The sequence below is a fragment of the Cellulomonas pasadenensis genome, from assembly GCF_047229365.1.
Lineage (GTDB): Bacteria > Actinomycetota > Actinomycetes > Actinomycetales > Cellulomonadaceae > Cellulomonas.
Genome location: NZ_JBFTEP010000052.1, coordinates 1 through 24564, shown reverse-complemented (window position 1 = coordinate 24564; position 24564 = coordinate 1). Strand labels below are relative to the sequence as shown.

Annotated in this window: 14 protein-coding genes and 2 pseudogenes; 13 read left to right on the top strand and 3 right to left on the bottom strand. The window is 73.3% G+C overall.

Annotation, left to right across the window (positions count from 1 at the left end):
- From AB6N23_RS09435 to AB6N23_RS09410, 6 genes and pseudogenes are all read left to right on the top strand, one after another.
- Nucleotides 1–1292: pseudogene (locus AB6N23_RS09435) on the top strand (glycogen debranching protein GlgX); the annotation flags it as partial.
- 175 nt (nt 1293–1467) lie between these two features.
- Entirely contained in the window at nt 1468–3666 is a 2199-nt protein-coding gene (locus AB6N23_RS09430) for an NACHT domain-containing protein (protein WP_412865823.1), read from the top strand.
- A gap of 12 nt (nt 3667–3678) precedes the next feature.
- Nucleotides 3679–5331 carry an FAD-binding dehydrogenase gene (locus tag AB6N23_RS09425; protein WP_412865822.1) on the top strand — a complete coding sequence of 551 codons (1653 nt, stop codon included), beginning with the start codon at nt 3679–3681 and terminating at the stop codon, nt 5329–5331.
- A 38-nt stretch (nt 5332–5369) separates the two neighbouring features.
- Entirely contained in the window at nt 5370–5939 is a 570-nt protein-coding gene (locus AB6N23_RS09420) for a carboxymuconolactone decarboxylase family protein (RefSeq protein WP_412865821.1), read from the top strand.
- Nucleotides 5940–6045: 106 nt separating this feature from the next.
- Nucleotides 6046–6279, top strand: a pseudogene (locus AB6N23_RS09415) (alpha/beta fold hydrolase); the annotation flags it as partial.
- Between the two features lie 265 nt (nt 6280–6544).
- Nucleotides 6545–6724, top strand: a complete 180-nt coding sequence (locus tag AB6N23_RS09410; protein ID WP_412865825.1) for an alpha/beta fold hydrolase — start codon at nt 6545–6547, stop codon at nt 6722–6724.
- A 21-nt stretch (nt 6725–6745) separates the two neighbouring features.
- Here the strand turns inward: AB6N23_RS09410 and glgP are convergent, their stop codons facing one another.
- Nucleotides 6746–9316 carry an alpha-glucan family phosphorylase gene (gene glgP / locus AB6N23_RS09405; protein WP_412865820.1) on the bottom strand — a complete coding sequence of 857 codons (2571 nt, stop codon included), beginning with the start codon at nt 9314–9316 and terminating at the stop codon, nt 6746–6748.
- 130 nt (nt 9317–9446) lie between these two features.
- Between glgP and AB6N23_RS09400 the strand changes: the two genes are divergently transcribed.
- The 3 genes from AB6N23_RS09400 to AB6N23_RS09390 all read left to right on the top strand — a co-directional run bounded on the left by AB6N23_RS09400 (nt 9447) and on the right by AB6N23_RS09390 (nt 14838).
- Entirely contained in the window at nt 9447–11678 is a 2232-nt protein-coding gene (locus AB6N23_RS09400) for an alpha-1,4-glucan--maltose-1-phosphate maltosyltransferase (protein ID WP_412865819.1), read from the top strand.
- A gap of 161 nt (nt 11679–11839) precedes the next feature.
- Nucleotides 11840–13540: a maltose alpha-D-glucosyltransferase gene (gene treS / locus AB6N23_RS09395; RefSeq protein WP_412865824.1), complete on the top strand. Its 1701-nt coding sequence runs from the start codon at nt 11840–11842 to the stop codon at nt 13538–13540.
- Nucleotides 13537–14838, top strand: coding sequence for a maltokinase N-terminal cap-like domain-containing protein (locus AB6N23_RS09390; protein ID WP_412865818.1), 1302 nt, complete (start codon nt 13537–13539; stop codon nt 14836–14838). The genes treS and AB6N23_RS09390 overlap by 4 nt, the downstream gene beginning before the upstream one ends.
- Nucleotides 14839–14901: 63 nt before the next feature.
- On the opposite strand, the gene AB6N23_RS09385 is transcribed toward AB6N23_RS09390, so the two are convergent.
- Nucleotides 14902–16143 carry an ROK family transcriptional regulator gene (locus AB6N23_RS09385; RefSeq protein WP_412865817.1) on the bottom strand — a complete coding sequence of 414 codons (1242 nt, stop codon included), beginning with the start codon at nt 16141–16143 and terminating at the stop codon, nt 14902–14904.
- A gap of 205 nt (nt 16144–16348) precedes the next feature.
- Here AB6N23_RS09385 and AB6N23_RS09380 point away from each other — a divergent pair, with 205 nt between their 5' ends.
- The 3 genes from AB6N23_RS09380 to AB6N23_RS09370 are packed head-to-tail and all read left to right on the top strand — an operon-like array spanning nt 16349 to nt 19481.
- The gene (locus tag AB6N23_RS09380; protein WP_412865816.1) at nt 16349–17677 is read left to right on the top strand and encodes an ABC transporter substrate-binding protein; all 1329 of its coding nucleotides are present in this window, start codon (nt 16349–16351) and stop codon (nt 17675–17677) included.
- 11 nt (nt 17678–17688) lie between these two features.
- On the top strand, nt 17689–18663 hold the full coding sequence (locus AB6N23_RS09375) for a carbohydrate ABC transporter permease (RefSeq protein WP_412865815.1): 975 nt from the start codon (nt 17689–17691) through the stop codon (nt 18661–18663).
- Nucleotides 18660–19481, top strand: a complete 822-nt coding sequence (locus AB6N23_RS09370) for a carbohydrate ABC transporter permease (RefSeq protein ID WP_412865814.1) — start codon at nt 18660–18662, stop codon at nt 19479–19481. Before AB6N23_RS09375 ends, AB6N23_RS09370 begins: the two co-directional genes overlap by 4 nt.
- Before the next feature lie 75 nt (nt 19482–19556).
- On the opposite strand, the gene AB6N23_RS09365 is transcribed toward AB6N23_RS09370, so the two are convergent.
- Complete coding sequence (locus AB6N23_RS09365) at nt 19557–21734, bottom strand: alpha-galactosidase (RefSeq protein WP_412865813.1); 2178 nt, start codon at nt 21732–21734, stop codon at nt 19557–19559.
- A 267-nt stretch (nt 21735–22001) separates the two neighbouring features.
- Here AB6N23_RS09365 and AB6N23_RS09360 point away from each other — a divergent pair, with 267 nt between their 5' ends.
- Nucleotides 22002–24545, top strand: a complete 2544-nt coding sequence (locus tag AB6N23_RS09360) for a glycoside hydrolase family 2 protein (protein ID WP_412865812.1) — start codon at nt 22002–22004, stop codon at nt 24543–24545.
- The last annotated feature ends 19 nt before the right edge of the window (nt 24546–24564 follow it).

The window sequence follows — 24564 nt, the reverse complement described above, 5'->3', positions numbered from 1 at the left end:
GGCGCGGGCTCGACAACGCGTACTACTACCGCCACCTCGGTGGGGTCCCGGCGGCGCTCGACGACGTCACCGGCACCGGCAACTCGCTCGACTTCTCGCGGGCCGGCGTCGTCACCACGATGCTCGACTCCCTGCGGTACTGGGCGCAGGTCGTGGGCGTGGACGGGTTCCGCTTCGACCTCGCCGTGACGCTGGGACGGAGCCACGACGGCTACCGGGCGGACCACGCGGCGCTCGTCGCCGCCGCGACCGACCCGGTGCTGGCCGGCCTCAAGCTCGTCGCCGAGCCGTGGGACGTGGGCCTCGGCGGCTGGCGCACCGGGCAGTTCCCCGCGCCGTTCGCCGAGTGGAACGACCGGTTCCGCAACGCGGTCCGCTCCTTCTGGCTGGCGGACCCGGGACGCGCCGCGCACGGCCTGCCGGGCCACCGCGTCCGCGACCTCGCGACGCGCCTGTCGGGCTCCGTCGACCTGTTCGGCCACGGCACGCCGCCGCTGCTGCGCGGCCCGGGCGCGTCGGTCAACTACGTGACGGCGCACGACGGCTTCACGATGGCCGACCTCGTGGCCTACAACCACAAGCACAACATGGCCAACGGCGAGCAGAACCGGGACGGCTCGGACGACAACCGGTCCTGGAACCACGGCGTCGAGGGCCCGGTGACCGCCGACTCCCCGGCCGCCGACGTCGCGCCGCTGCGCCGCCGCTCGATCCGCAACCTCTTCGCGACGCTCGTGCTGTCGGCCGGCACGCCGATGATCACGGCCGGCGACGAGATGGGCCGCACGCAGCAGGGCAACAACAACGCGTACTGCCAGGACAGCGAGATCTCGTGGGTGCGCTGGGACCTCACCGGCTGGCGCGCGGACCAGCTCGCGACCGCGCGGCACCTGCTCGCGCTGCGCCGCGAGCACCCCGCGCTGCGCAGCGACCGGTTCTACTCCGGCACGCCCGTGCGCCCGGGCGGGCCGCCCGATCTCGCCTGGTACGGGGCGGACGGCTCCGAGTTCGACCACGCACGCTGGCACGACGCCGCCATCCGCACGTTCCAGATGGTCCGCGTCGCGCCCGACGACGACCGCGTGCTGCTCGTCGTGAACGGCGCGCTCGACCCGGTCGAGGTCACGCTCGCCGGCGACCCCGACCGCCCGTGGTGCCTCGCGTGGGACTCCGTCCGCGAGCACCCCGTCGAGAGCGCGGCGGGCACCGACGGCGCCGTGCCGCACGCGCCGGCCGGGCAGGTGACGACGCTCGAGCCGCTGAGCATGCGGGTGTACGTGCTCGCCTTATGAAGTCACCCTCCTAGCCCACTACCGTGCCGACCAATGCGACTAGAGTCACGGCCACCACACGACACAGCGGCGATGGGCGACGGCGCAGATGCAAGACAGCGGAAGAGACTTCGAGCAGCGCGCGGTTGAGGTTGCCCGTGCCAAACATGACCCACTCGGGTTCCAAGGCGCGGTCATGTACCAGGGTGTGGAACATGACGGCGCCTTCGTCAACGAGACGTCGATCAACGTCTACGAGTTCACTACGCTCCGCACGAAGCAGAAGGCGACCGATGATGCCACCAAGGTGGCCAAACTGATCCGACATCTGCTCTCCGCCCCCGAGAACCGCTACAAGCCGGCCACCGGCTTCTTCGTGACGCAAGAGGAGCCAACGGCTGACCAGCGCCAGGCTGTCGCCGCCGTCGCTCAGCGCGAGGGCCTTACCATCCACGCACTGAGCTTTCTCTCATTGCAGAAGTCCATCGTCGACGTCGAGCGATACATTGCACTACGACAAAATGCCCCCTTCGGCAGCTCGGCGGCCCACCTCGCCGCCACACCACGGCAAACGACGCGTTCGTACGTGCCGCCCACGCTCTTTATTCCTTCGCTTGACACAGAAGTCACCGGTTTGAAACAGATCGTCGAGCGAACTTGCGCCGGCGAAAACACAGTACTGCTCGGCGATTTCGGCGTCGGGAAGAGTGCTGCCCTTCGCGAAATCTTCGCGGCCTTGCGGAAGGCGTACTTTAGAGCGCCCCAAAAGAACCGCTTCCCGATTCATATAAATCTACGCGACTGCATCGGGCTCCGCAGTCCTAGCGAAATCTTCCAGCGTCACGCCGAAGAACTCGGCTTCACCGGCGCTGCCGGCTTGGTGTCATCGTGGCGCGCTGGCCAAGCCGACCTGATCCTGGACGGATTCGATGAACTCGTGCCAACGCGTTGGGTCGGCAGCCCGAGGGACCTTCGATCGATCAGACGCCACGCGCTCAACGTGGTTCGTCAGATGGTCGCGGACACACCAAACGACTCGTCGGTCGTGATTTGTGGACGTGCGCAGTATTTTTCGTCGCTTGAAGAGCTCACGGAGACACTGGGCGTCCGCGACGCCGAGGCCATCGAGATCCGCGACTTCACGTCGGACCAGATTTCGGCTTATGTCGGTGAGATCGACGTGCCGGACTGGCTCCCCCCTCGCCCGCTACTTCTCGAACTCTTCGCGCGCGTCCATGAATACGATCCAAATGCGGCGCGGTTGAGCGAACGCGGGGCGGGTTGGTCATACCTGATGCGACGCGTAGCCGAGCGCGAGTCTGAGCGCGTGAGCTCCATCCCCGCAGACACTTTCGAAAAACTTATTTCCCGTGTTGCACTTGCAGCGCGGACGGAGACCGAAGGACGTGGTCCACTGACACTGTCAACGATGCGCCAAGCATTCTATGAAGTATGCGGCTACGAGGCTGAGGAGGAGGGCGTTCAGGCACTGCTGCGGCTTCCCGGGCTCGCCAATACCGGGACCACCGGAGAGTCTGAGTCACGCATGTTCGTAGACCCCGACTTCGCCGATGCGGCCTTCGCCATCGAATTGGCCGAGTACATCGCCGCGCCATTTGTGGACCACCCCCTCGCGGATCGCGCGAAGTGGTCGGAAGCGTCATCCTCTCTTGTCATTGACGTCGCTGGGGATCGCCTGGGAGCTGCGGGCTTCTCGAACGCCGTGGCCAGCGCATGCGCGTCGAAGCGCATCAGCGATAATCTGTATGACGCCGTGCTTCACGACGCCGTTTCGGTCGCCGTCGACATGTCACCGGATGCTTCCGTGTCTCCGCCACCGTTCTTCGCCGACATCATCGTGGAGCGGGTGCAGCTTGAACCCGGGAGTGGCGCACTCCTGCACGCGACGTGGAGCGGGTGCGTGATCGATATCCTTGACGTCGCAGGGCTGATCGAGACCTTCCCATTCCCGACGTTCCAGAATTGCGATATCGGGACAATCTCGGGCTGGGGGGCGATTCCAGCACCACTGATGAACTCATTCAAAGATTGCTCTGTGCAAACGTTCGCAACCCGTGTCGACACCACTGCCGGCTTGATTGAGCTGGATCTGCCCGCCGAACTACGCGTTGCGCTCACAATCTTGAAAAAGGTGTATGCGCAATCGGGTTCCGGCCGGCGCGTCTCCGCCCTTTCGCGAGGCCTTCCTCTCGAATTCCGGCATCTAGTGGATGAATCTATTGAGGCCCTCCAGACTCTAGGCTACATCACCCTTGGTTCCGGCAAAGGCGAAACCATTGCCCGCCCCGTCCGCCAGAAGCGAGCATCTGCTCTCGCTCTGCTCAACGCACCATCGTCGGCGCTAGCGGAACTCCACATCGGAGAGCGGACCTAATACGTGGGGCACATGAACCACCGCGACGTCGTGGTCGTCGGTGCCGGGCTCGCGGGCCTGGTCACCACCGCCGAGCTGCTGGCCGCCGGCCGGCGCGTGCTCGTGCTGGACGCGGAGCCGCCCGCGAGCCTCGGCGGGCAGGCGTGGTGGTCGTTCGGCGGGCTCTTCCTCGTCGACTCCCCCGAGCAGCGCCGGCTGGGCGTGCGGGACTCGGCAGAGCTCGCGCTCGCCGACTGGCTGGGCTCCGCCGGGTTCGCCGCCGACGGCTCGGACCGGTGGGGCCGCGCGTGGGCCGAGGGGTACGTCGACTTCGCCTCGGGAGGCATGCGCGCGTGGCTGCACCGCCTCGGGGTGCGGTGGTTCCCGCTCGTCCAGTGGGCCGAGCGCGGCGGCTACCTCGCGGACGGGCACGGCAACTCGGTGCCCCGGTTCCACGTCACGTGGGGCACGGGCCCGGGCGTGCTCGAGCCGTTCGTGCGCGCGCTGCTCGACGGCCGCCGCGCGGGCCGCGTCGAGGTGCGGTTCCGGCACCGCGTCACCGGCCTCGTCGTGACGGACGGGCGCGTGACGGGCGTCCGCGGCGACGTCCTCACCCCCGACGCGGCGCCGCGCGGCGCGCCGTCCGCGCGCACGGCGGTCGGCTCCTTCGAGGTGGCCGCACCGGCGGTCGTCGTGGCGACGGGCGGCATCGGCGGCGACCACGACCTCGTGCGCGCGGCGTGGCCCGCCGACGCCGGCCCGCTGCCCGCCCGCATGCTGTCCGGCGTGCCCGACCACGTCGACGGCTCGGGCATCGCGGCGGCCCGGGACGCCGGCGCCCACGTCGCGCACGCCGGGCGCATGTGGCACTACCCCGAGGGCATCGCGAACCACTCGCCGGTCTGGTCGCGGCACGGCATCCGCATCCTGCCCGGGCCCAGCTCGCTGTGGCTCGACGCGGACGGCGAGCGCCTGCCGCCGCCCCTGTTCCCCGGGTTCGACTCCCTCGGCGCCCTGCGGCACGTCACCGGCCGCGGCGACGACCACTCGTGGTTCGTCCTCGACCGCACGATCCTCGGCGCCGAGCTCGCCCTGTCCGGGTCGGAGCAGAACCCCGACCTCACGGGCCGCAGCGTGCCGCAGCTGCTCCAGCGGGTGCTGCCCGGCGCGGTCGGGCCCGTCGAGGAGTTCGCGTCCCGGTCGCCCGAGTTCGTCACCGCGGACACGCCCGCCGGCCTGGCCGCCGGGATGAACGCCCTGACCGGCACCGACCGGGTCGACGCCGACCGCCTCGCCCGCACCATCGCCGCCCGGGACGCGCAGGTCGCGACCGGGCTCGGCAAGGACGCGCAGGTGGTGGCGACCGCCATGGCGCGCCGGTACGTCGTCGACCGGCTGATCCGCGTGGCCCCGCCGCACCGGCTGCTGGACCCGGCGCACGGCCCGCTGCACGCGGTGCGGCTGTCCGTGCTGACCCGCAAGACCCTCGGCGGGCTCGCGACGGACCTCGAGGGGCGCGTGCTGCGGCCCGACGGCGAGGTCCTGCCGGGCCTCTGGGCGGTCGGCGAGGCCGCGGGCTTCGGCGGCGGCGGGGTGCACGGACACCGCGCCCTCGAGGGGACGTTCCTCGGCGGCTGCCTGTACACCGGGCGCGTCACGGGGCGTGCGCTCGTCGACGCGCTCTGACCCCTGCCGCGGCGGGCGCGAGCGTGCCAGCCTGGACCATGACCATCCTGCGCACCCCGTCGGACGACGACGTCACGGGCCTCGCGGCGGAGCTCTACGCCGAGGACCGTGCAGCGCTCGGGTACGTGCCGAGCCACACGCGCGTGACCGCGCTCCACCCCGAGGCGGTGCGGGCGTTCGAGGACCTCGTCCGGGCGGTCGCGCACGCGCTCGGCACCCGCCGCTACGAGCTCGTGACCCTCGCCGCCGCGCGTGCGCTCGGCTCGCGGGCGTGCCTGCTCGCGCACGGGCGCAAGGCGCTGAGCTGCATGACGGCCGAGGAGCTGCTCGCCGTCGCGCGTGACCACCGCGACGCCGGCCTCGACGAGGCGGAAGTCGCGATGATGGACTTCGCCGCGCGCCTGAGCACCGACTCCGCGGCCATGACCGAGGCGGACGCGCAGCGGCTGCGGGACGTCGGCCTCTCCGACCGCGAGATCCTCGACGTCGCGCTCGCCGCCGGGGCGCGCAACCTCTACTCGCGGACGCTGCACGCGCTGGCGGTGGAGGTCGACGACCCCCCGGGACTCGACCCGGAGCTGCGCGACGCGCTGCTCGCCGGCACGTGAGCGCCGGCGGCGGGGCGCACGTCGTGTTCCACCGCGTGGAGCACGGCACGGGGCAGCCGGTCCTGGTCCTGCACGGCGCGGGCGTCGACCACCGTGAGGCGGAGGCGTGCTTCGAGCCCGCGCTGTCCGCCGGTCCGCCGGTCCGCCGCTGCGTCGCGTCTACCCCGACCTGCCCGGCTGCGGCCGCACCGTCACGCCCGCCACCGTGCGCGGCGCCGACGACGTGCTGGACGCGCTCGTGGACCTGGCCGACGCGGTCGCCGCCGGTGACCCGTACCTGCTGGTCGGGCACTCCGCCGGCGGCTACTGGGCCCGTGAGCTCGCGGCCCGGCGGCCCGCACAGGTCGCCGGGCTCGCGCTCGTGTGCCCGCTGACGTCGGACCGTCACGACGTCCCGGCGCACCGCGTCGTGGCCGGCGGCGGGATCGGCGACGAGGAGTTCCGCTCGTACTTCGTCGTCCAGACGCCCGCCATGCTCGCGCGTCACGAGCGGTACGTCGCACCGGCGGCGGCACTCGTCGACCACGCCGCCGAGGAGCGCATCGCGGCCGGCTGGCCGCTGCCGCCCGACGGGGCGTCCCCCCTATGCCGGACCGACCCTCGTCGTGGCCGGCCGGCAGGACTCGACCGTCGGGTACGCCGCAGCGGTGGGGCTGCTCGACACCCACCCGCGCGCGACGGTCGCCGTCGTCGACGGCGCCGGCCACGCACTGCCGCACGAGCGCCCGGACGTCCTGCGCGCCCTCCTCGCCGAGTGGCTCGAGCGGGTCCGGGCGTCCGCCTGAACGTCGGGCCCGCGCGCGTCGTCAGCCCGCCGACGCCACCAGGCCCAGCTCCGCCGGGGACGTCAGCGCGGGGTGCCGCGGCACGACGCGCACCGTCCAGCCGAACGCGCCCGTGGCCTCGAGCGGGACGTCGCCCTCGAACGCGCACCGCCCGGCCTCGAACGTCTCGGTGACCTCGAGGGCGTCGGTGCGGAAGGACGTCAGCTCGTCGTCCGGGCCGACCGGACCGTGCAGCACCTGGACCTCCACGTCCTCGGGTGCGAGCTCGCCGAGCCCGACCCACGCCTGCACGTGCAGGCGGTCCCCCACCTGCGCGGACCCCTCGACGCCGCCCGAGTCGACGTGGTCCACGTGGACGGCCGGCCACGCGTCGCGCACGCGCGCCTTCCAGGCCGCGAGCGCCCGCGCCCCGGCGCGGTCATCGGCGGCGAGCTCGGCCCCCGCGGCGGCGGCCGGCACGTACAGGTGCGCCACGTAGTCCGCGACCATGCGCGTGGCCTGCACCTTCGGCCCGAGCGTCGCGAGCGTGTGCCGCACCATCCCGAGCCAGCGGCGCGGCACGCCGTCCGCGTCGCGGTCGTAGAAGGTCGGCACCACCTGCTGCTCGAGGACGTCGTACAGCGCCGCGGCCTCCAGCGCGTCGCGCGCCTCCGGGTCGTCGACCCCGTCCGCGGTGGGGATGACCCAGCCGTTCTCGCCGTCGTACCACTCGTCCCACCAGCCGTCACGGACGGAGAGGTTGAGCCCGCCGTTCAGCGCGACCTTCATGCCGGAGGTGCCGCAGGCCTCGAGCGGGCGCAGCGGGTTGTTCAGCCACAGGTCGCAGCCCGGGTAGAGCGTCGACGCCATGCGCATGTCGTAGTCGGGCAGGAACACGATGCGGTGCCGCACGTCGTGCTGGTCGGCGAACGCCACGAGCTCGGCGACGAGCTTCTTGCCCGGGACGTCGTCGGGGTGCGCCTTGCCGGCGACGACCACCTGCACCGGGCGCTCCGGGTCCAGCAGCAGCGACCGGAACCGCTCGGGGTCGGCGAGCATGAGGGTCAGCCGCTTGTACGTGGGCACGCGCCGCGCGAACCCGATGGTCAGCACGTCGGGCGACAGGACCTCGTCGACCCACCCGAGCGAGGCCTCGGCGGCGCCGCGCCGGCGCCACGACGCCCGCACGCGGTCGCGCGCGTCGGCGACGAGCCGTGCGCGCAGCCGCCCGCGCACGTCCCAGAGCTGCTCGTCGGTCACCGCCTGCCGGCTGGTCCAGCCGCGCCCGGTCGCGAGCTCCTGGGGCGTCATCCGCCCCGCGGCGAGATCGGTGAGCTCGGGGGCGACCCAGGTCGGCGCGTGCACGCCGTTGGTGATGGAGCCGATCGGGACCTCGGCGGGGTCGAAGCCCGGCCACAGCGGCGCGAACATCTCGCGCGACACGCGCCCGTGCAGGAGCGACACGCCGTTGGCGCGGGCCGCGAGCCGCAGCCCCATGAGCGCCATGTTGAACGCGAGGGGGTCGCCGCCCTCGTGGTCCTCCGCGCCGAGCGCGAGCACCGTCGCGGTCGGCAGGTCGGCGTCGCCGACGAGCGCGTCGACGTACCGGCCCACGACGTCCGCCTCGAACCGGTCGATGCCGGCGGGCACGGGCGTGTGGGTCGTGAAGACGGTCGTCGCGCGCACCAGCTCGAGGGCCGTCGGCACGTCCGCGCCGTCGGCGACGAGCTCGCGGATCCGCTCGACGCCGAGGAAGCCCGCGTGCCCCTCGTTGGTGTGGAACACGTCGGGCGCCGACGCGCCCGTCAGGCGCGCCCACGCGCGCAGCGCGCGCACGCCCCCGACGCCCAGCAGCAGCTCCTGCTGCAGGCGGTGCTCACCCCCGCCGCCGTACAGGCGGTCGGTCACGCGCCGCCCGGCGTCGTCGTTGGCCGACACGTCGGAGTCGAGGAGCAGGAGAGGCACGCGCCCCACCTGCGCCACCCACACCTGCGCGTGCAGGGTGCGGGCGCCCGGCAGCGCCAGACGCACCGCGGCGGGCGTGCCGTCCTCCTCGCGCAGCAGCGTCAGCGGCAGGTCGTCCGGGTCGAGCACCGGGTACGTCTCCGTCTGCCAGCCGGCCCGGTCGAGGGCCTGGCGGAAGTAGCCGGAGCGGTAGAGCAGCCCCACGCCGACGAGGGGCACGCCGAGGTCCGACGCGCTCTTGAGGTGGTCGCCCGCGAGGATGCCGAGCCCGCCGGAGTACTGCGGCAGCGCGGCGGCGAGCCCGAACTCCGGCGAGAAGTAGGCCACCGCCCCGGGCAGCGCCGCGCCGGACAGCCGCTGGTACCACCGGGGCTCGTGCCGGTACGCCGCGAGGTCCGCCGCGGCCGCGCGGACGCGGGCGACGAACCGCTCGTCGGCCGCGAGCTCCGCCAGCCGCTCGCGCCCCAGCGCGCCGAGGAAGGCCACCGGGTCGCCCTGCACCTCGTCCCACAGCGGGCGGTCGACGTCCGCCAGCACGGCGCGCGTGGCGGGGTGCCACGACCAGCGCAGGTTGCGGGAAAGGGTGTCCAGGGCGGCGAGCGGTGCCGGCAGCACGGTGCGCACGGTGAACCTGCGGATGGCTCTCACGGCCGCAGACTACGCATTCGGGACGATTCGCACAGCCCTTCGGACCGGTCGAACCGGACGGGCGTCCGGGTCGGGGGCGACGCGCTCGCTGCGGATGCCGGGGGCCGGGGGTGCCGGATAGGTTCGTCGCGTGAGGACTCCCCAGCGTCCGCGTCGAACGTCACCGGCCACGACACCCGGCCGGCCGCGTGCCACCGCGCCCGTCCCGTCGAGCCCCGAGACCACGGAGGCCGCCGCACCGGCGGCCCCGCCGGCACCCACCGCCGCACCGGCGGCCCCGCCGGCAGCCGCCGCACCGGCGGACCCGTCGGCGCCCACGGCCGCACCCACGGCGCCCGCCCCCCGGACGGCGGCGCTCCCGGTCGGCCGGATCCCCGTCGTCGACGTCTCCCCCGTCGCGGAGGAGGGCCGCTTCCCCGCGAAGGCGGTCGTCGGCGAGCCCGTCCCGGTGCGCGCGACGGTGTTCCGCGAGGGGCACGACGCGGTCGGCGCGACCGCGGTGCTCACGCGCCCGGACGGCACGGACCACTCGTGGGCGCGGATGGCCGACGTCGCGCCGGGTCTCGACCGGTTCGAGGCGCACCTCGTGCCCGACGCGGAGGGCGACTGGACGTTCCGCGTCGAGGGCTGGTCGGACCCGTACGGCACGTGGTCGCACGACGCCGCGATCAAGGTCGGGGCCGGCGTGGACGTCGAGCTCATGCTGACCGAGGGCGCACGCGTGCTGTCCCGCGCCGCCGGCCGCACCGGGGCCGACGCGATGCCCGAGCGCGACGCCCGGACGCTGCTCGACGCGGTCACGGCGCTCGAGGACACGAGCCGACCGCCGGCCGCCCGGCTCGCCGCCGGCCTCGCGTCCGACGTGCGCGACGCGCTCGCCCGCACGCCGCTGCGCGACCTCGTCACCTCGTCCCGGGCCTACCCGCTCGTCGTGCACCGCCGCCTCGCGCTGACCGGCGCCTGGTACGAGCTGTTCCCCCGCTCGCACGGTGCGACGTACGACGAGACGACGGGCGAGTGGACGTCCGGGACCCTGCGGACCGCCGCGCGCGAGCTGCCGCGCATCGCCTCGATGGGTTTCGACGTCGTGTACCTGACGCCGGTCCACCCGATCGGCACGTCGCACCGCAAGGGGCGCAACAACGCGCTGGCGGCGGAGCCGGGCGACCCGGGGTCGCCGTACGCGATCGGCTCGCCCGACGGCGGCCACGACGCCATCGAGCCGTCGCTGGGCACCTTCGAGGACTTCGACGCGTTCGTGGCGCGCGCCCACGACCTCGGCATCGAGGTCGCGCTCGACCTCGCGCTGCAGGCGTCGCCGGACCACCCGTGGGTGCGGGAGCACCCGGAGTGGTTCACGACGCGCGCGGACGGGACGATCGCGTACGCGGAGAACCCGCCGAAGAAGTACCAGGACATCTACCCGCTGAACTTCGACAACGACCCCGAGGGGATCTACCGCGAGATCCGCCGCGTCGTGCAGGTGTGGATCGACCACGGCGTGACGCTGTTCCGCGTCGACAACCCGCACACCAAGCCGCTGTCCTTCTGGGAGCGCCTGCTGGCGGACGTGCGGCGCGACCACCCGGACGTCATCTGGCTGTCGGAGGCGTTCACGCGCCCTGCGATGATGCTCACGCTCGCGAAGATCGGGTTCCACCAGTCGTACACGTACTTCACGTGGCGCAACACGAAGGCCGAGCTCGAGGAGTACCTCGCCGAGGTCGGCGGCGAGCAGGGCGCGTGGATGCGCCCGAGCTTCTGGCCGACGACGCACGACATCCTGCCCCCGTACCTGCAGGCCACCGGCGTCACGGGCTTCGCCGTGCGCGCGGTGCTCGCGGCGCTGGGCGCGCCCACGTGGGGCGTCTACTCCGGGTACGAGCTGGTCGAGAACGTGCCCCGGCCGGGCGTCGAGGAGCAGATCGACAACGAGAAGTACGAGTTCCGGCCGCGCGACTGGGCGCGCGCGGACGACCTCGGCATCGCGCTGCTGATCGGCCGCCTCAACGAGATCCGCCGCGCGCACCCCGCGCTGCAGCAGCTGCGGGACGTGCGGGTGCACCCGACCACGGACGACGCGCTCGTCTGCTTCTCCCGGCACCTCGACGCCGAGCACTCCCCCACGGGCCGCGCCGACACGGTGATCGTGGTGGTCAACCTCGACACCGCGAACCCGCGCGACGGCGTGCTCGAGCTCGACCTGGCCGCGTTCGGCCTGCCGACCGACCGCGCCGTCGTCGCGCACGACGTGCTCTCGCAGGAGACGTACGCGTGGACGTCGCACCCGTACGTGCGGCTCGACCCGTCCGTCCGCGTCGCGCACGTCGTGCACCTCGAGCACCCGGGCGTGACCGCGTGAGCGCCGACGTCCGCACCCCCGGCGGCGGCACGGTCCCGGGGGACTTCTCGGGGCGCACGACCGACCCCGGCCTGCCGCACCCCACGGGCGACGCCGGCGGTGCGACCACGGCGCGCCACCGGGAGCCCGCGCCCACGACGGGGGCCATCGCGCTCGGCGGCCTGCCCGCGCGGCGCCAGCCCGCCGTGCCGGAGCCCGTGCTGGTGCGCGACGGCCGCGACGACGACCCGGAGTGGTACCGCACGGCGGTCTTCTACGAGGTCATGCTGCGCACGTTCTCCGACTCGTCGGGGCAGGGCAGCGGCGACCTCGCGGGCCTCGTGCAGCGCCTGGACTACCTGCAGTGGCTGGGCGTCGACTGCCTGTGGCTGCCGCCGTTCTACCCGTCGCCCATGCGCGACGGCGGGTACGACGTCTCGGACTACACGGCCGTCGCCCCGCAGTACGGCACGATCGAGGACTTCCGCACGCTCGTGCAGGAGTGCCACCGCCGCGGCATGCGCATCGTCGTCGACCTCGTCATGAACCACACGAGCGACCAGCACCCGTGGTTCCAGGCGTCCCGCTCGGACCCCGAGGGCCCGTACGGCGACTTCTACGTGTGGAGCGACGACAACACGCGCTACCAGGACGCGCGCATCATCTTCGTCGACACCGAGACGTCGAACTGGACGTTCGACCCCGTGCGCCGGCAGTACTTCTGGCACCGGTTCTTCTCGCACCAGCCGGACCTCAACTTCGAGAACCCGCGCGTCGTCGACGCGATGTTCGACGTCGCGCGGTTCTGGCTGCACATGGGCGTCGACGGCTTCCGTCTCGACGCGGTGCCGTACCTCTTCGAGGCGGAGGGGACGAACTGCGAGAACCTGCCGGAGACGCACCGGTTCCTCGCGGACCTGCGCCGCATGATCGACGCGGAGTTCCCGGGCCGCATCATGCTCGCCGAGGCGAACCAGTGGCCCGAGGACGTCGTGCACTACTTCGGCACCGAGGAGGCGCCGGAGTGCCACATGTGCTTCCACTTCCCCGTGATGCCGCGCATCTTCTACGGCCTGCGGGACCAGCGCGCCACGCAGATCGTCGACATCCTCGCCGACACGCCGCCGATCCCGTCGACCAGCGGCCAGTGGAGCACGTTCCTGCGCAACCACGACGAGCTGACGCTCGAGATGGTGTCGACCGAGGAGCGCGCGTCGATGTACGGGTGGTACGCGCCCGACTCGCGCATGCGCGCCAACGTCGGCATCCGGCGGCGGCTGGCGCCGCTGCTCGACAACTCCCGCAAGGAGATCGAGCTGGCGCACGCCCTGCTGCTCTCGCTGCCGGGCAGCCCCTGCCTGTACTACGGCGACGAGATCGGGATGGGCGACAACATCTGGCTCCCGGACCGCGACGCGGTGCGCACGCCGATGCAGTGGACGCCCGACCGCAACGCCGGCTTCTCGGTGGCCGACCCCGGCAAGCTGTACCTGCCGGTCGTGCAGTCGCTCGTCTACCACTACGGCAACATCAACGTGGAGTCGCAGCTCGCCCAGCCGACGTCGCTGCTGCACTGGGTGCACGGCATGCTCGCGGTCCGGCGCCGGCACAAGGCGCTGGGCAGCGGCGCCTTCGACGTCGTCCCGTGCGACAACGACGCCGTCCTGACGTTCCTGCGCCGCACCGACGACGAGACGATGCTGGTGGTGGCGAACATGGCGGCGACCGCCCGCGCGGCGACCGTCACCCTGCCGGACCACGTCGGGTGGCACCTGCGCGACGTGTTCGGCGGGTCCGCGTTCCCCGACGTGCGCGGCGACGGCACGGTGACGTTCACCCTCGGCTCGCGCGACTTCTACTGGCTGGAGCTGACCGCACCGTGATCCTCGACGCCCGGGACCCCGACCACCTCGACGGCGAGCTCGTCGGGCTGCTGCGCGGCTGGCTGCCCGAGCGCCGCTGGTACCCCGTCAAGGGTGCCGAGGCGGAGCTGACGCCGGTGGCGACGGTCGACCTCGCCGACGACGTGCGCGTGCTGCTCGTGCGTGCCCGCGCCGGCTCGGTCGACGTGCTGCTGCAGGTCCCGCTCGTGCTCGTGCCGGGCCCGACCGGCGGCACCGCGTCGGTCGTCGGCACGCTCGGCGACCGGACGGTCCTCGACGGCGCGGGGCACGCGACGTTCCTCGCGGCGTGGCTCGCGCACGCGGACGGGCCGGGTGCGGACGTCGACGTGGCGGCCGCCCGCGTCGTCACCGGTGAGCAGTCGAACACCTCCGTCGTCCTGCCCGACCGGGCGACGGGTGCCCCCGTCGGCATCCTCAAGGTGCTCCGCACCGTGGCGGCCGGCGACAACCCCGACATCGACGTGCCGCGCCGCCTGACCGAGCAGGGCTGGGGCGGTGTGCCCGAGCCGCTCGCCTGGACGCAGGTGCGGTGGACGCCCGCCGGTGCGGCGCCCGTCGTGGGCTACGCCGGCGTCATGAGCGCATTCGTGCCGGGCGCCGAGGACGGCTTCGAGCTCGCGTGCCTGCACGCGCGCGAGGGCCGGGCGTTCGGCGGGCTCGCGCACGAGCTGGGCGAGGTCGTCGCCGGCATGCACGGCGCGCTCGCGCGCGCCTTCGGCACGACCGACGACGCCGCCGGCCCCGCCACGGTGTCGCAGGCGCTCACGACGCGCCTGGCGTGGTCGACCGCCGCCGTCCCCCGCGTGGCCGACCGCGCGGACGCGGTCCGGGCGGTGGCGGCGCAGGTCGCGGCGCTGCCGGCCACGCCCCCGCGCCAGCGGGTCCACGGCGACCTGCACCTCGGGCAGGTGCTGCGCTCGCGCGACCGGTGGTTCGTCATCGACTTCGAGGGCGAGCCGCTCGCGCCGCTCGCCGAGCGCACACGCCCGGACCTCGCGCTGCGCGACGTCGCCGGCGTGCTCCGCTCGTTCGACTACGCCGCCGCGGTCGGCGGTCTCACGGGCGACCCGGCCGCCGCCTGGACGGCCGACGCGCGCGACGGCTTCCTCGCCGGCTACGCGGCCGGGGCCCCGGACGACGCCGACGAGGCGACGCGCGCGGTGCTCCTGCGGGCGCTCGAGCTGGACAAGACGCTCTACGAGGTCGTCTACGAGGCCCGCAACCGGCCGACGTGGGCGCCCATCCCCGAGGCGGGCCTGGACCGGCTGCTGCCCTGACGGGCGCCGGTCGTCCGCCGGGCCGCGGGTGCGTCATGCCCGGGTGCGTCAGGCCCGGGTACGTCAGGCCCCGGTCGGCAGGTCCGTGAGCGCGTCGACGACCATGCGCGTGCCCGCCTGGCGCGGCGCGAGCTCGCTCTGCAGCACGAGCGCCGCACCGCCGACGGCCGCGGCCTCGGACGCGTGCGTCGAGATCGTCACGCGCACGGGGTGCGCCCCACGCGCGAAGAACCCGCGCGCGAGCCGCTCCTGCACGGCCGGCAGGTAGAGCGAGCCCGCGAGCGCGAACGACGGCCCGGTGAGCACGACGAGGTCGAGGTCGAGGACGTTCGCGAGCGTCTGCGCCGCGACGCCGAGGTACTCGGCGGACGCGCGCAGCAGCCGCATCGGCTCGGCGTCGCCGCGCGCCGCGGCCCGGGCCAGCGCCGCGAAGTCCTCGGAGACACCGCGGCCCGGCAGGTCGACCCCGGCGGCGGCGGCCTGCGCGACGACGGCCGCGGGCCCGGCGAAGGCCTCGACGCAGCCCCGGCTGCCGCACCAGCACGCCGGGCCGTCGAGCGCGACGCACACGTGACCGATCTCGCCGGCGTTCGAGCTCCGGCCGCGGTAGACGGTGCCGTCGACGACGATCCCCGCGCCGATGCCCGTGCCCATGTAGAGCGTCGCGCACGCGGCGCCGGTGGCCACGCCGCCGGACCAGTACTCCCCCACCGCCGCGGCGGTCGCGTCGTTGTCGAGCAGCACGGGCAGGCCCGTGGCGTCGCCGATGGCGGCGGCGAGCGGGAACTCCGCCCAGTGCTGCATGACGGGCGGGGTGAGCGTCATGCCGGTCGACGTCGAGATCGGGCCGGGCGAGACGACGCCGACCCCGAGCACGAGCGCGGGGTCGATGCCGGTGCGCGCGAGCGTGGCGGCGACCTCGGCGGCGATGCGGGCGACGACGTCGCGGGGGTCGTCGGCGCCGGCGCCGGGCCGCCGCCACCGCGCGACGACGGCGCCGCCGAGGTTGGCGATGACGTAGGTGATGCCGGCGTGGTCCAGGTGCACGCCGACGGCGTAGCGCGCGTACGGGTCCAGCCGCAGCAGCATGCGCGGCTTGCCGCCGGTGGACTCGGCGCGCCCCGCCTCGACGACGAGCCCCTCGTCGAGGAGCCGTCGCACGACCGTGGAGACGGTGGCGGCGGTCAGTCCGGTGGCCCGGGTGAGCTCGACCCGGCTGATCGTCCCGGCGGCACGGATGACGTCGAGGATCGCCGCCCTGCTGCTGGCGTGGGCGGCACCGAGGCCCGGCTGCGCACCGTTCACGCGTCCTCCGTCCGTCCGCGGCGGGGGTCGCCGCGCGTGCCCTAACGATATGGACACGACGACGGGTCCGCGTCGACACGCCCGTTGACTTACTTTGTTCAGCGGCCTAAGAATCTACCACGGCGCGCGGACGCCCCCTCGGGGTCGGCCGGCACGCACCTGTCGTCGGCACACCGAGGTGCCGGCCTCGACGAGAGGATCAAGGATGTTCCTTCACCAGCGACGTGCGCGCGTCGCCGCGGCGTCCGCGGCACTCACGGTGCTCGCCCTGACCGCCGCCTGCTCGGGCAGCGGGTCCGGCGGCGGCGAGGAGAACACCAGCGGCGAGCCGTCGGGCGAGATCACGGTCCTCACCTGGCGCACCGACCTCGTCGAGGACGGCACGTTCGACGAGTACGTCGCGCAGTTCAAGGAGGCCTACCCCGAGGTCGAGGACGTGACGATCGAGGCCCTCACCGACTACGAGGGCGAGGTGAAGACGCGCATGAACACCGACGAGTACGGCGACGTCCTCGCCATCCCCGGCTCGGTGACCCCCGACCAGTTCTCGCAGTTCTTCGAGCCGCTGGGCAGCCAGGACGAGATGAACGAGCAGTACAACTGGATCAACGACAAGTCCTTCGAGGGGCAGTCGTACGGCATCCCGGTCGTCGGCAACGTGCAGGGCGTCGTCTACAACAAGCGCGTCTGGGACGAGGCCGGCGTCACGGAGTTCCCGACGACGCCGGACGAGTTCCTCGCAGGCCTGCAGGCGATCAAGGACAACGGCGTCGAGGTCGCCCCGCTCTACACGAACTACAAGGACGGCTGGCCGCTCTCGCAGTGGGACGGCTGGCTGGGCGCCGTGACGGCGGACCCCGACTGGAAGAACAAGATCACGGCGGAGGACGAGCCGTGGGCCGAGGGCACCGACTACGGCGTCGTCGACGGCACGATCTACGACGCCGTCGCGCAGGAGCTGGTCGAGGCCGACCCGACGACGACGAACTGGGAGGAGTCCAAGCGGCTCCTCGGCACCGGCGAGGTCGCCACCATGGTGCTCGGCTCGTGGGCCATCCCCCAGATGCAGGCCGCGGCGGAGGACGCCGGTGCGAGCGCCGAGGACATCGCCTACATGCCCGTCCCCGTCCAGGTGGACGGCAAGTTCCACGCGGTCGCCGGCGGTGACTACAACCTCGGCATCAACGTGAACTCCGACAACAAGGTCACGGCACGCGCCTGGATCGACTGGTTCAACCAGGAGTCCGGCTACTCCGAGTCGCAGGTCGGCCTCTCCCCGCTCAAGGACGGCCCGGTCCCCGAGGCCCTCGCGAGCTTCATGGAGCAGGTCGAGCTCATCACGCTGAACCCGGCGCCCGAGGGCGAGGAGTCGCTCTTCGCCGACATCGACACGGCCTCCGGCATCGTGACGACGGACCCGAAGTTCCGCCAGGCGACGATCGACGCGGCCCGCTCCGGCGCGAAGACGAAGGAGCAGATCTTCACCGAGCTGAACACGGCGTGGGCCGAGGGCCGCGCCGAGGTCGGCGACTGAGGTCCCTCGCCATGACGACCGCTCCGTCGAGCCTGCAGGCCTCGACCACGGCGGCCACGGCAGCGGATGGCGTGGCCCGTACCGCCCGGCGCAGGCCGGGCGGTACGGGCCGCACGCCCGCGTGGTCCCGTCGGCTGACGCCCTACCTGTTCCTGCTGGTCCCGCTCGCGCTGCTCGTGCTGCTCACGTACGTGCCGGTGGCGAACATGTTCTGGTACTCCGTCACCGACTGGGACGGGCTGGACAAGGTCAAGAACTTCGTCGGGCCCGAGAACTACGTCGAGGTCTTCACCGACCCCGACAACGTGCGGGTCTTCTACGTGTCGCTGTACTACTTCGGCGCGTCGTTCGTGCAGATGGCGCTCGCGCTCTACTTCGCCACGATCCTGTCGTTCAAGGTGCGGGCGAAGAACCTGTGGAAGGGCATCCTGTTCTTCCCCTACCTCATCAACGGGGTCGCGATCGGCCTCATCTTCCTCAACTTCCTCCAGCCCGGCGGCGGGCTGGACACCGTGCTGCTCACGGCGGGGCTGGAGAGCCTGGTCCAGCAGTGGACGGGTGACCCCGAGATCGCGAACTTCTCGCTCGCCGCCGTCTCCGTGTGGCGGTACATGGGCCTGAACTTCGTCATGTTCCTCGGCGCGATCTCGTCCATCAACAGCGAGATCTACGAGGCGGCGGAGATCGACGGCGCCACCCGGTGGCACCAGTTCTGGCACATCATCCTGCCGTCGATCCGTCCCATCCTCGGCTTGTCCTTCATCCTCGCGATCTCCGGCGCCCTGTCCGTGTTCGAGATCCCGTTCGTGATGACCAACGGCGGCAACGGCACCGAGACGTTCGTGATCCGCACCATCTGGATGGCGTTCAACCGCAACACCGTCGGCCTCGCGTCGGCGATGGCCGTGGTGCTGCTCGTCGTCGTCCTGCTGGTGACGTGGCTGCAGCGCCGGCTCGTGCCGGAGCGGGAGGTGGACCTGACATGACGCGCGCGATCACCGGCACGCTCAAGTACACGTCGCTCGTGGTGGCCTCGGTCGTCACGCTGCTGCCGCTCGGGCTCATCCTGTTCGGCTCGTTCAAGACCGGGCAGGAGTTCCTCGCGACGAACCCGTTCGCGCTGCCCGAGAGCTGGACGTTCGACAACTACGTCACCGCGTTCACGCGCGGTGACATGGCGCTCGGGTTCCTCAACACCGTGATCATCTTCGTCGCGGCGATCGCGGGGACCATCCTCATCGGCGCCGCGACGGCGTACGCCATCGACCGGTTCTCGTTCGTCGGCCGCGGCGCGGTGCTCAACCTGTTCCTGCTCGCCACCCTGGTGCCGGGCGTCACGACGCAGGTCGCGACGTTCCAGATCATCAACGGCCTGGGGCTCTACAACACCCGGTGGGCGCTGATCCTGCTGTTCATGGGCACCGACATCATCTCGGTGTACATCTTCCTGCAGTTCATGCGGGCCATCCCGCGCTCGCTGGACGAGGCGGCGATGATCGAGGGGGCCGGCCACCTGCGGATCTTCTTCCAGATCATCCTGCCGAACCTCAAGCCCGCGATCGCCACGGTCGTCATCATCAAGGGCATCGGCATCTACAACGAGTTCTTCCTGCCGTTCCTGTACCTGCCGGACCCGGACCTGCGGCCCATCTCGACGTCGCTGTTCGCGTTCAAGGGACCGTTCGGGTCGCAGTGGGAGGTCATCTCGGCCGGCGTGATCATCACCATCGTGCCGATCCTCGTGCTCTTCCTGTTCCTGCAGCGGTACATCTACAACGGCTTCACGGCCGGCGCGACGAAGTAGCGCCGGCACGCCCGGGACGACGAGGGCCGGTGCGCACCGCGGGGTGCGCACCGGCCCTCGTCGTCCGGCGGCGGCTCAGACGCGCGTCGCACGCACCAGGACGAGCCGCTCGGACGACAGCACGGGCGCCCGCACGCCGACCTGCTCGAGCACGCGGCCGGGCAGCCGCACGCCCTCCGGCGTCCACCACGGGCACGCGAGGCCGTGCGTCACGACGTCGCCGGGCGCCTGCGGCCGCACGTGGTACGTCGCGTCGGGGTCGAGCCCCGGCAGCGGCACGTGCCCGGGCGGCAGCTGCGCGGACATGGCGGTCGTCGCGATGGCGAACAGGGCGTCCGACCCGTCCTGCGCCACCACGCCGTGCACCGCGAACGCGGGGTCGGCGACGTCCGCGTGCACGCTCGTGCCCGTGTGCAGCAGGCCGCGCAGCTCCTTGTACAGCGCGACCCACGCCGCCAGCTCGGCACGCTGCGCGTCGTCCGCCTCGCGCAGGTCCCACTCGATGCCGAGGTGCCCGAAGAGCGCCGTGCCGGCGCGGAACGCGAGCTCGTGCGCGCGCCCGGTGCTGTGCGCGTGCCCCGACCCCACGTGCGCGCCGATGAGCTCGAGCGGGATCAGCAGGTTCGTCCACGGCTGGATCTGCTGCCGCTCGAGCGCGTCGATGCAGTCCGACGCCCAGACCCGGTCGGTGCGCTGGAGGATCTCCAGGTCGACCCGCGCGCCGCCCGACGAGCACGACTCGATCTCGACCCCGGGGTGCCGCCGCCGCAGCTCGTCGAGCAGGCGGTAGACGGCGAGCGTCTGCCCGTGCACGCCCGGTGTCCGGTCGGGGCCGTGCCCGGCGTCGACGAGGTCGCGGTTGTGGTCCCACTTGAGGTAGGTGATGTCGTGCTCGGTGAGCAGGGCGTCCAGCCGCTCGAGCACGTACGCCCACGCGTCGGGGTTCGCGAGGTCGAGGACCTGCTGCCGGCGCGCGGGCAGCGGCATCCGCCCGGGTACCTGCAGGACCCACTCCGGGTGAGCGCGCGCGAGGTCGGAGTCGGGGTTGACCATCTCCGGCTCGACCCACAGGCCGAACTGCATGCCGAGGCCCGTGACGTGCGCGATCAGCGGGTGCAGCCCGTCCGGCCAGACCTCCTCGGACACGTACCAGTCACCGAGGCCCGACGTGTCGTCCCGGCGGGAGCCGAACCAGCCGTCGTCGAGCACGTACCGCTCCGCGCCGACGGCCGCGGCCGCGTCGGCGAGCTCCGTCAGCCGGCCGAGGTCGTGCCGGAAGTACACGGCCTCCCACGTGTTGAGCGTGACGGGGCGCGGCGTGCGCGGGTGCTGCGGCCGGGCGCGCATCCACCGGTGGAAGCGCGCCGCCAGGTCGTCGAGCCCCGCCGCGCCGTACGACCCGTACACCCACGGGCTCGCGTACGACTCCCCCGGCCCGAGCCGGACCTCGCCGGGCTCGAGCAGCTCGCCGCCGCCGAGCAGGCCCTCGTGGTGGTGGTGCCGCTCGGCGAGGCTGCGGTGGTTGCCCGACCACGCGACGTGCAGCCCCCACACCTCGCCGCGCCGGTGCGCGAGGTCGGGCGTGCCCGCGACCAGCACGTACGGCGTGTCGTAGCCGGTCCGGCCGCGGCGGTTCTCGCGGAGCCGGGTGCCGTGCGTGAACGCCGTGCGCAGGGGGGTCCGCTCGCGCGCCCAGTGGCCGCCCAGGTCGAGCAGCTCGCCGGCGCGCAGCGGCACCGGCAGCGTGAGGAGCAGGCCCGCCACCTCGTACGCGTCGTCGCCCGTGTTGCGCACGGTGGCGCGCTGGCGGACGAGTCCTTGCGGGGTCAGCTCGAGCCGCACGCGCAGCTCGAGGCCGGCGTGCGGGTCGGTGCCGCGCACGTCGACGGCGCCGCCGCCCTCGGGCGCGTGCACGACGGTGACGTCCCCGGCGGCGACGCCGAACGCCACGGACCACGCGCGACCGCCCCGGCTGCCCGTGAGGCCCGGGGTGCCGAGCCACCCGGCGGACTGCTCGGGCACGACGCCCGGCACCACCTCGCCGTCCACCGCGAACCCCCGGGGCGCCGGGCGCGACGCGGTCCGCAGCGCGCGCAGGGCCGCGTCGTCCAGGTCGCCGAGCGCGGTGCCCCAGTGCAGGACGCGGGGCAGCCGGCCGCCGTCGACGTCCACGACGAGCGACACGTCGTCCGCGCGCAGGTGGACGGGAGCAGCGGACGGTGGGGCGGTGCGGACCTCGTCGTGCTCGGGCACGGGGCTCCTGACCTGCGGCCGCGGGCCGCGGACGGCGCGACGGCGTCGTGGGCGACGCCGTCGCACGGACGGTGCCGCGCACCCTGTCCGGGCGCGCCGTCGCGCCCGTGCGGACCGGCTGCGCGGCCGGTGACGGCGCCAGCGTACGCGGTTGACTAACTTTCTTCAGTTGCTTAAGGATGTCCCCAGGTGCTTCGACGACGGCTCTGCCGCCCGGCACGCGCGACGGCGCGCGGCGCCCCGGAGCCCGGACTACGAGGAGCACCCGTGACCCTGACCGACCTCCGCGACGGCTGGACGCTGACGGCCACGGCGGGCGACGTCCCCGACCACCTGGCCGAGCGGCTGCGCACCGGCCTGCGCGTGCACGTGCCCGGCACGTCGCACACGCACCTGCTCGACGCGGGGCTGATCGACGACCCGTACCTCGACGACCACGAGCAGCGGCTCGCCTGGATGAAGCGGGTCGACTGGGCGTACGAGCGCGAGCTCGTGCTCGACCTGCCCGCCGACGACGAGCGCGTCGACCTGGTCCTCGGCGGCGTCGACACCGTCGGCACCGTGCTGCTCGACGGCGAGGTCGTCCTGCGCACGCGGGACATGCACCGCAGTTACCGCGTCGACGTCCGCGACCGCGTCCGCCCGACGACGCAGCGCCTGCGGGTCGAGATCGCGTCGGCGCTCGCGTACGCCGAGGCGGAGGCCGAGCGCGTCGGCCCGCGCCCGGCGGCCTACACGCAGCCCTTCAACATGGTCCGCAAGATGGCGTGCTCCTTCGGCTGGGACTGGGGGCCGGACCTGCAGACCGCGGGCCTGTGGCGGCCCGTGCGTGTCGAGCGGTGGCGCGTCGCCCGCCTCGCCGGCGTCCGGCCGCTCGTCACGGTCGAGCCGGACGGCACCGGCGTCGTCGAGGTGCACGTCGACGTGGAGCGGTCGGGACTGCCCGGCGGCGACGCCGGCCTCGTCGTGCACGCGTCGGTCGCCGGCGCCGACGTCGTCGGCCGGGTCGCGCCCGGCGCCACGTCCGCCGTGGTCCGGCTCGAGGTGCCGCACGCGCCGCTGTGGTGGCCGGTCGGGCACGGCGGGCAGCCGCTGCACGCGCTGACCGTCGAGCTGAGCGCCGCCGACGTCGCCGCGCCCGCCGAGCCGCGCGGCACCGGCCCCCTCCTCGGCACGTGGACGCGTCGCATCGGCTTCCGCACCGTCGAGCTCGACACGTCCGTCGACGACCACGGCACCGCGTTCACGCTGCGCGTCAACGGGCGGCCGCTGTTCGTCAAGGGAGCCAACTGGATCCCCGACGACCACCTCCTCACCCGCCTCACCCGCGAGCGCGTCGCGCGGCGCCTCGACCAGGCGGTCGGCGCCCACCTCAACCTGCTGCGGGTGTGGGGCGGCGGCGTCTACGAGTCCGAGGACTTCTACGAGCTGTGCGACGAGCGCGGCCTGCTCGTGTGGCAGGACTTCCTGCTCGCCTGCGCCGCGTACCCGGAGGAGCAGCCGCTGCGCGACGAGATCGAGGCCGAGGCGCGGGAGCACGTCGCCCGCCTCACGCCGCACCCGTCGCTCGTCCTGTGGAACGGCGGCAACGAGAACCTGTGGGGCCACGAGGACTGGGGCTGGAAGGACGACCTCGAGGGCCGCACGTGGGGGCACGCGTACGCGACCGAGGTGCTCGCGGCCGTCGTCGCCGAGCTCGACCCCACCCGCCCGTACGCGGCGAACAGCCCCTTCTCGCCCGGCTTCGGCCCGCAGGAGGTGCACCCCAACGACCCCGACCACGGCACGCACCACCAGTGGGAGGTGTGGAACCGCGTCGACTACTCCGTCTACCGCGACGAGGTGCCGCGCTTCTGCTCGGAGTTCGGGTTCCAGGGCCCGCCGACGTGGGCGACGCTGCGCCGCGCCGTGCGGGACGAGGACGGCGCGGTCGCGGGCAAGGAGCACCCGACGTTCCTGCTGCACCAGAAGGCCGACGACGGCAACGGCAAGCTCGACCGCGGGATGGCGCCGCACCTCGGCGTGCCGGACCGCTTCGCCGACTGGCACTGGGCGGGCCAGCTGAACCAGGCGCGGGCCGTCCGGTTCGCCGTCGAGCACTACCGCTCGTGGTGGCCCCGGACCGCGGGCGCGATCGTCTGGCAGCTCAACGACTGCTGGCCCGTGACGTCGTGGGCCGCGGTCGACGGCGACGAGCGCCCGAAGCCGCTCTGGTACGCGATGCGTGCCGCGTTCGCCGAGCGGGTCGTCACCGTGCAGCCGCGGGACGGCCGCGAGGCGCTGCTGGTCGTCAACGACACCCCGACGCTGTGGAAGGGCGTGGCCCGGCTCGAGCGGCAGCGCCTCGACGGCAGCGTGCTCGCCTCGGCCGAGCTGCCGCTCACCGTCGGGGCGTGGTCGGTCGGCACGTTCGCGCTGGCCGAGGCGCTCGTGACGCCCGTCGACCCCGCGCGCGAGGCGCTGGTCGTCACGCTCGACCACGCCCGCCACGTGCACACGTGGGTCGAGGACGTCGCCCTCGACCTGCACCCCGAGCCGCTCACCGCCGGCGTCACGCCGACGCAGGACGGCTACGAGGTCGAGGTCGTCGCGCGCTCGCTCGCCAAGGACGTGACGCTCCTCGTCGACCGCCTCGACCCGGGCGCGCGCGTCGACGACGCCCTCGTCACGCTGCCCGCCGGCGCCCGCGCGCGCTTCCGGGTGCGCACGTCCGCGCCGATCGACCCGCAGGACCTGCTCCGCGCGCCGGTGCTGCGCACGGCGAACGACGTGGTCGTGCCCGCAGCCCGCGGCGCCGCCGTCGGCCGCTGACCGTGGCCCCGCGTGCGGC

Bases quoted from the DNA above. Each gene is read 5' to 3' on its own strand.
- AB6N23_RS09430 (WP_412865823.1), top strand. From the start codon at position 1,468: ATGTACCAGGGTGTGGAACATGACGGCGCCTTCGTCAACGAGACGTCG.
- AB6N23_RS09425 (WP_412865822.1), top strand. From the start codon at position 3,679: ATGAACCACCGCGACGTCGTGGTCGTCGGTGCCGGGCTCGCGGGCCTG.
- AB6N23_RS09420 (WP_412865821.1), top strand. From the start codon at position 5,370: ATGACCATCCTGCGCACCCCGTCGGACGACGACGTCACGGGCCTCGCG.
- AB6N23_RS09380 (WP_412865816.1), top strand. From the start codon at position 16,349: ATGTTCCTTCACCAGCGACGTGCGCGCGTCGCCGCGGCGTCCGCGGCA.
- AB6N23_RS09375 (WP_412865815.1), top strand. From the start codon at position 17,689: ATGACGACCGCTCCGTCGAGCCTGCAGGCCTCGACCACGGCGGCCACG.
- AB6N23_RS09370 (WP_412865814.1), top strand. From the start codon at position 18,660: ATGACGCGCGCGATCACCGGCACGCTCAAGTACACGTCGCTCGTGGTG.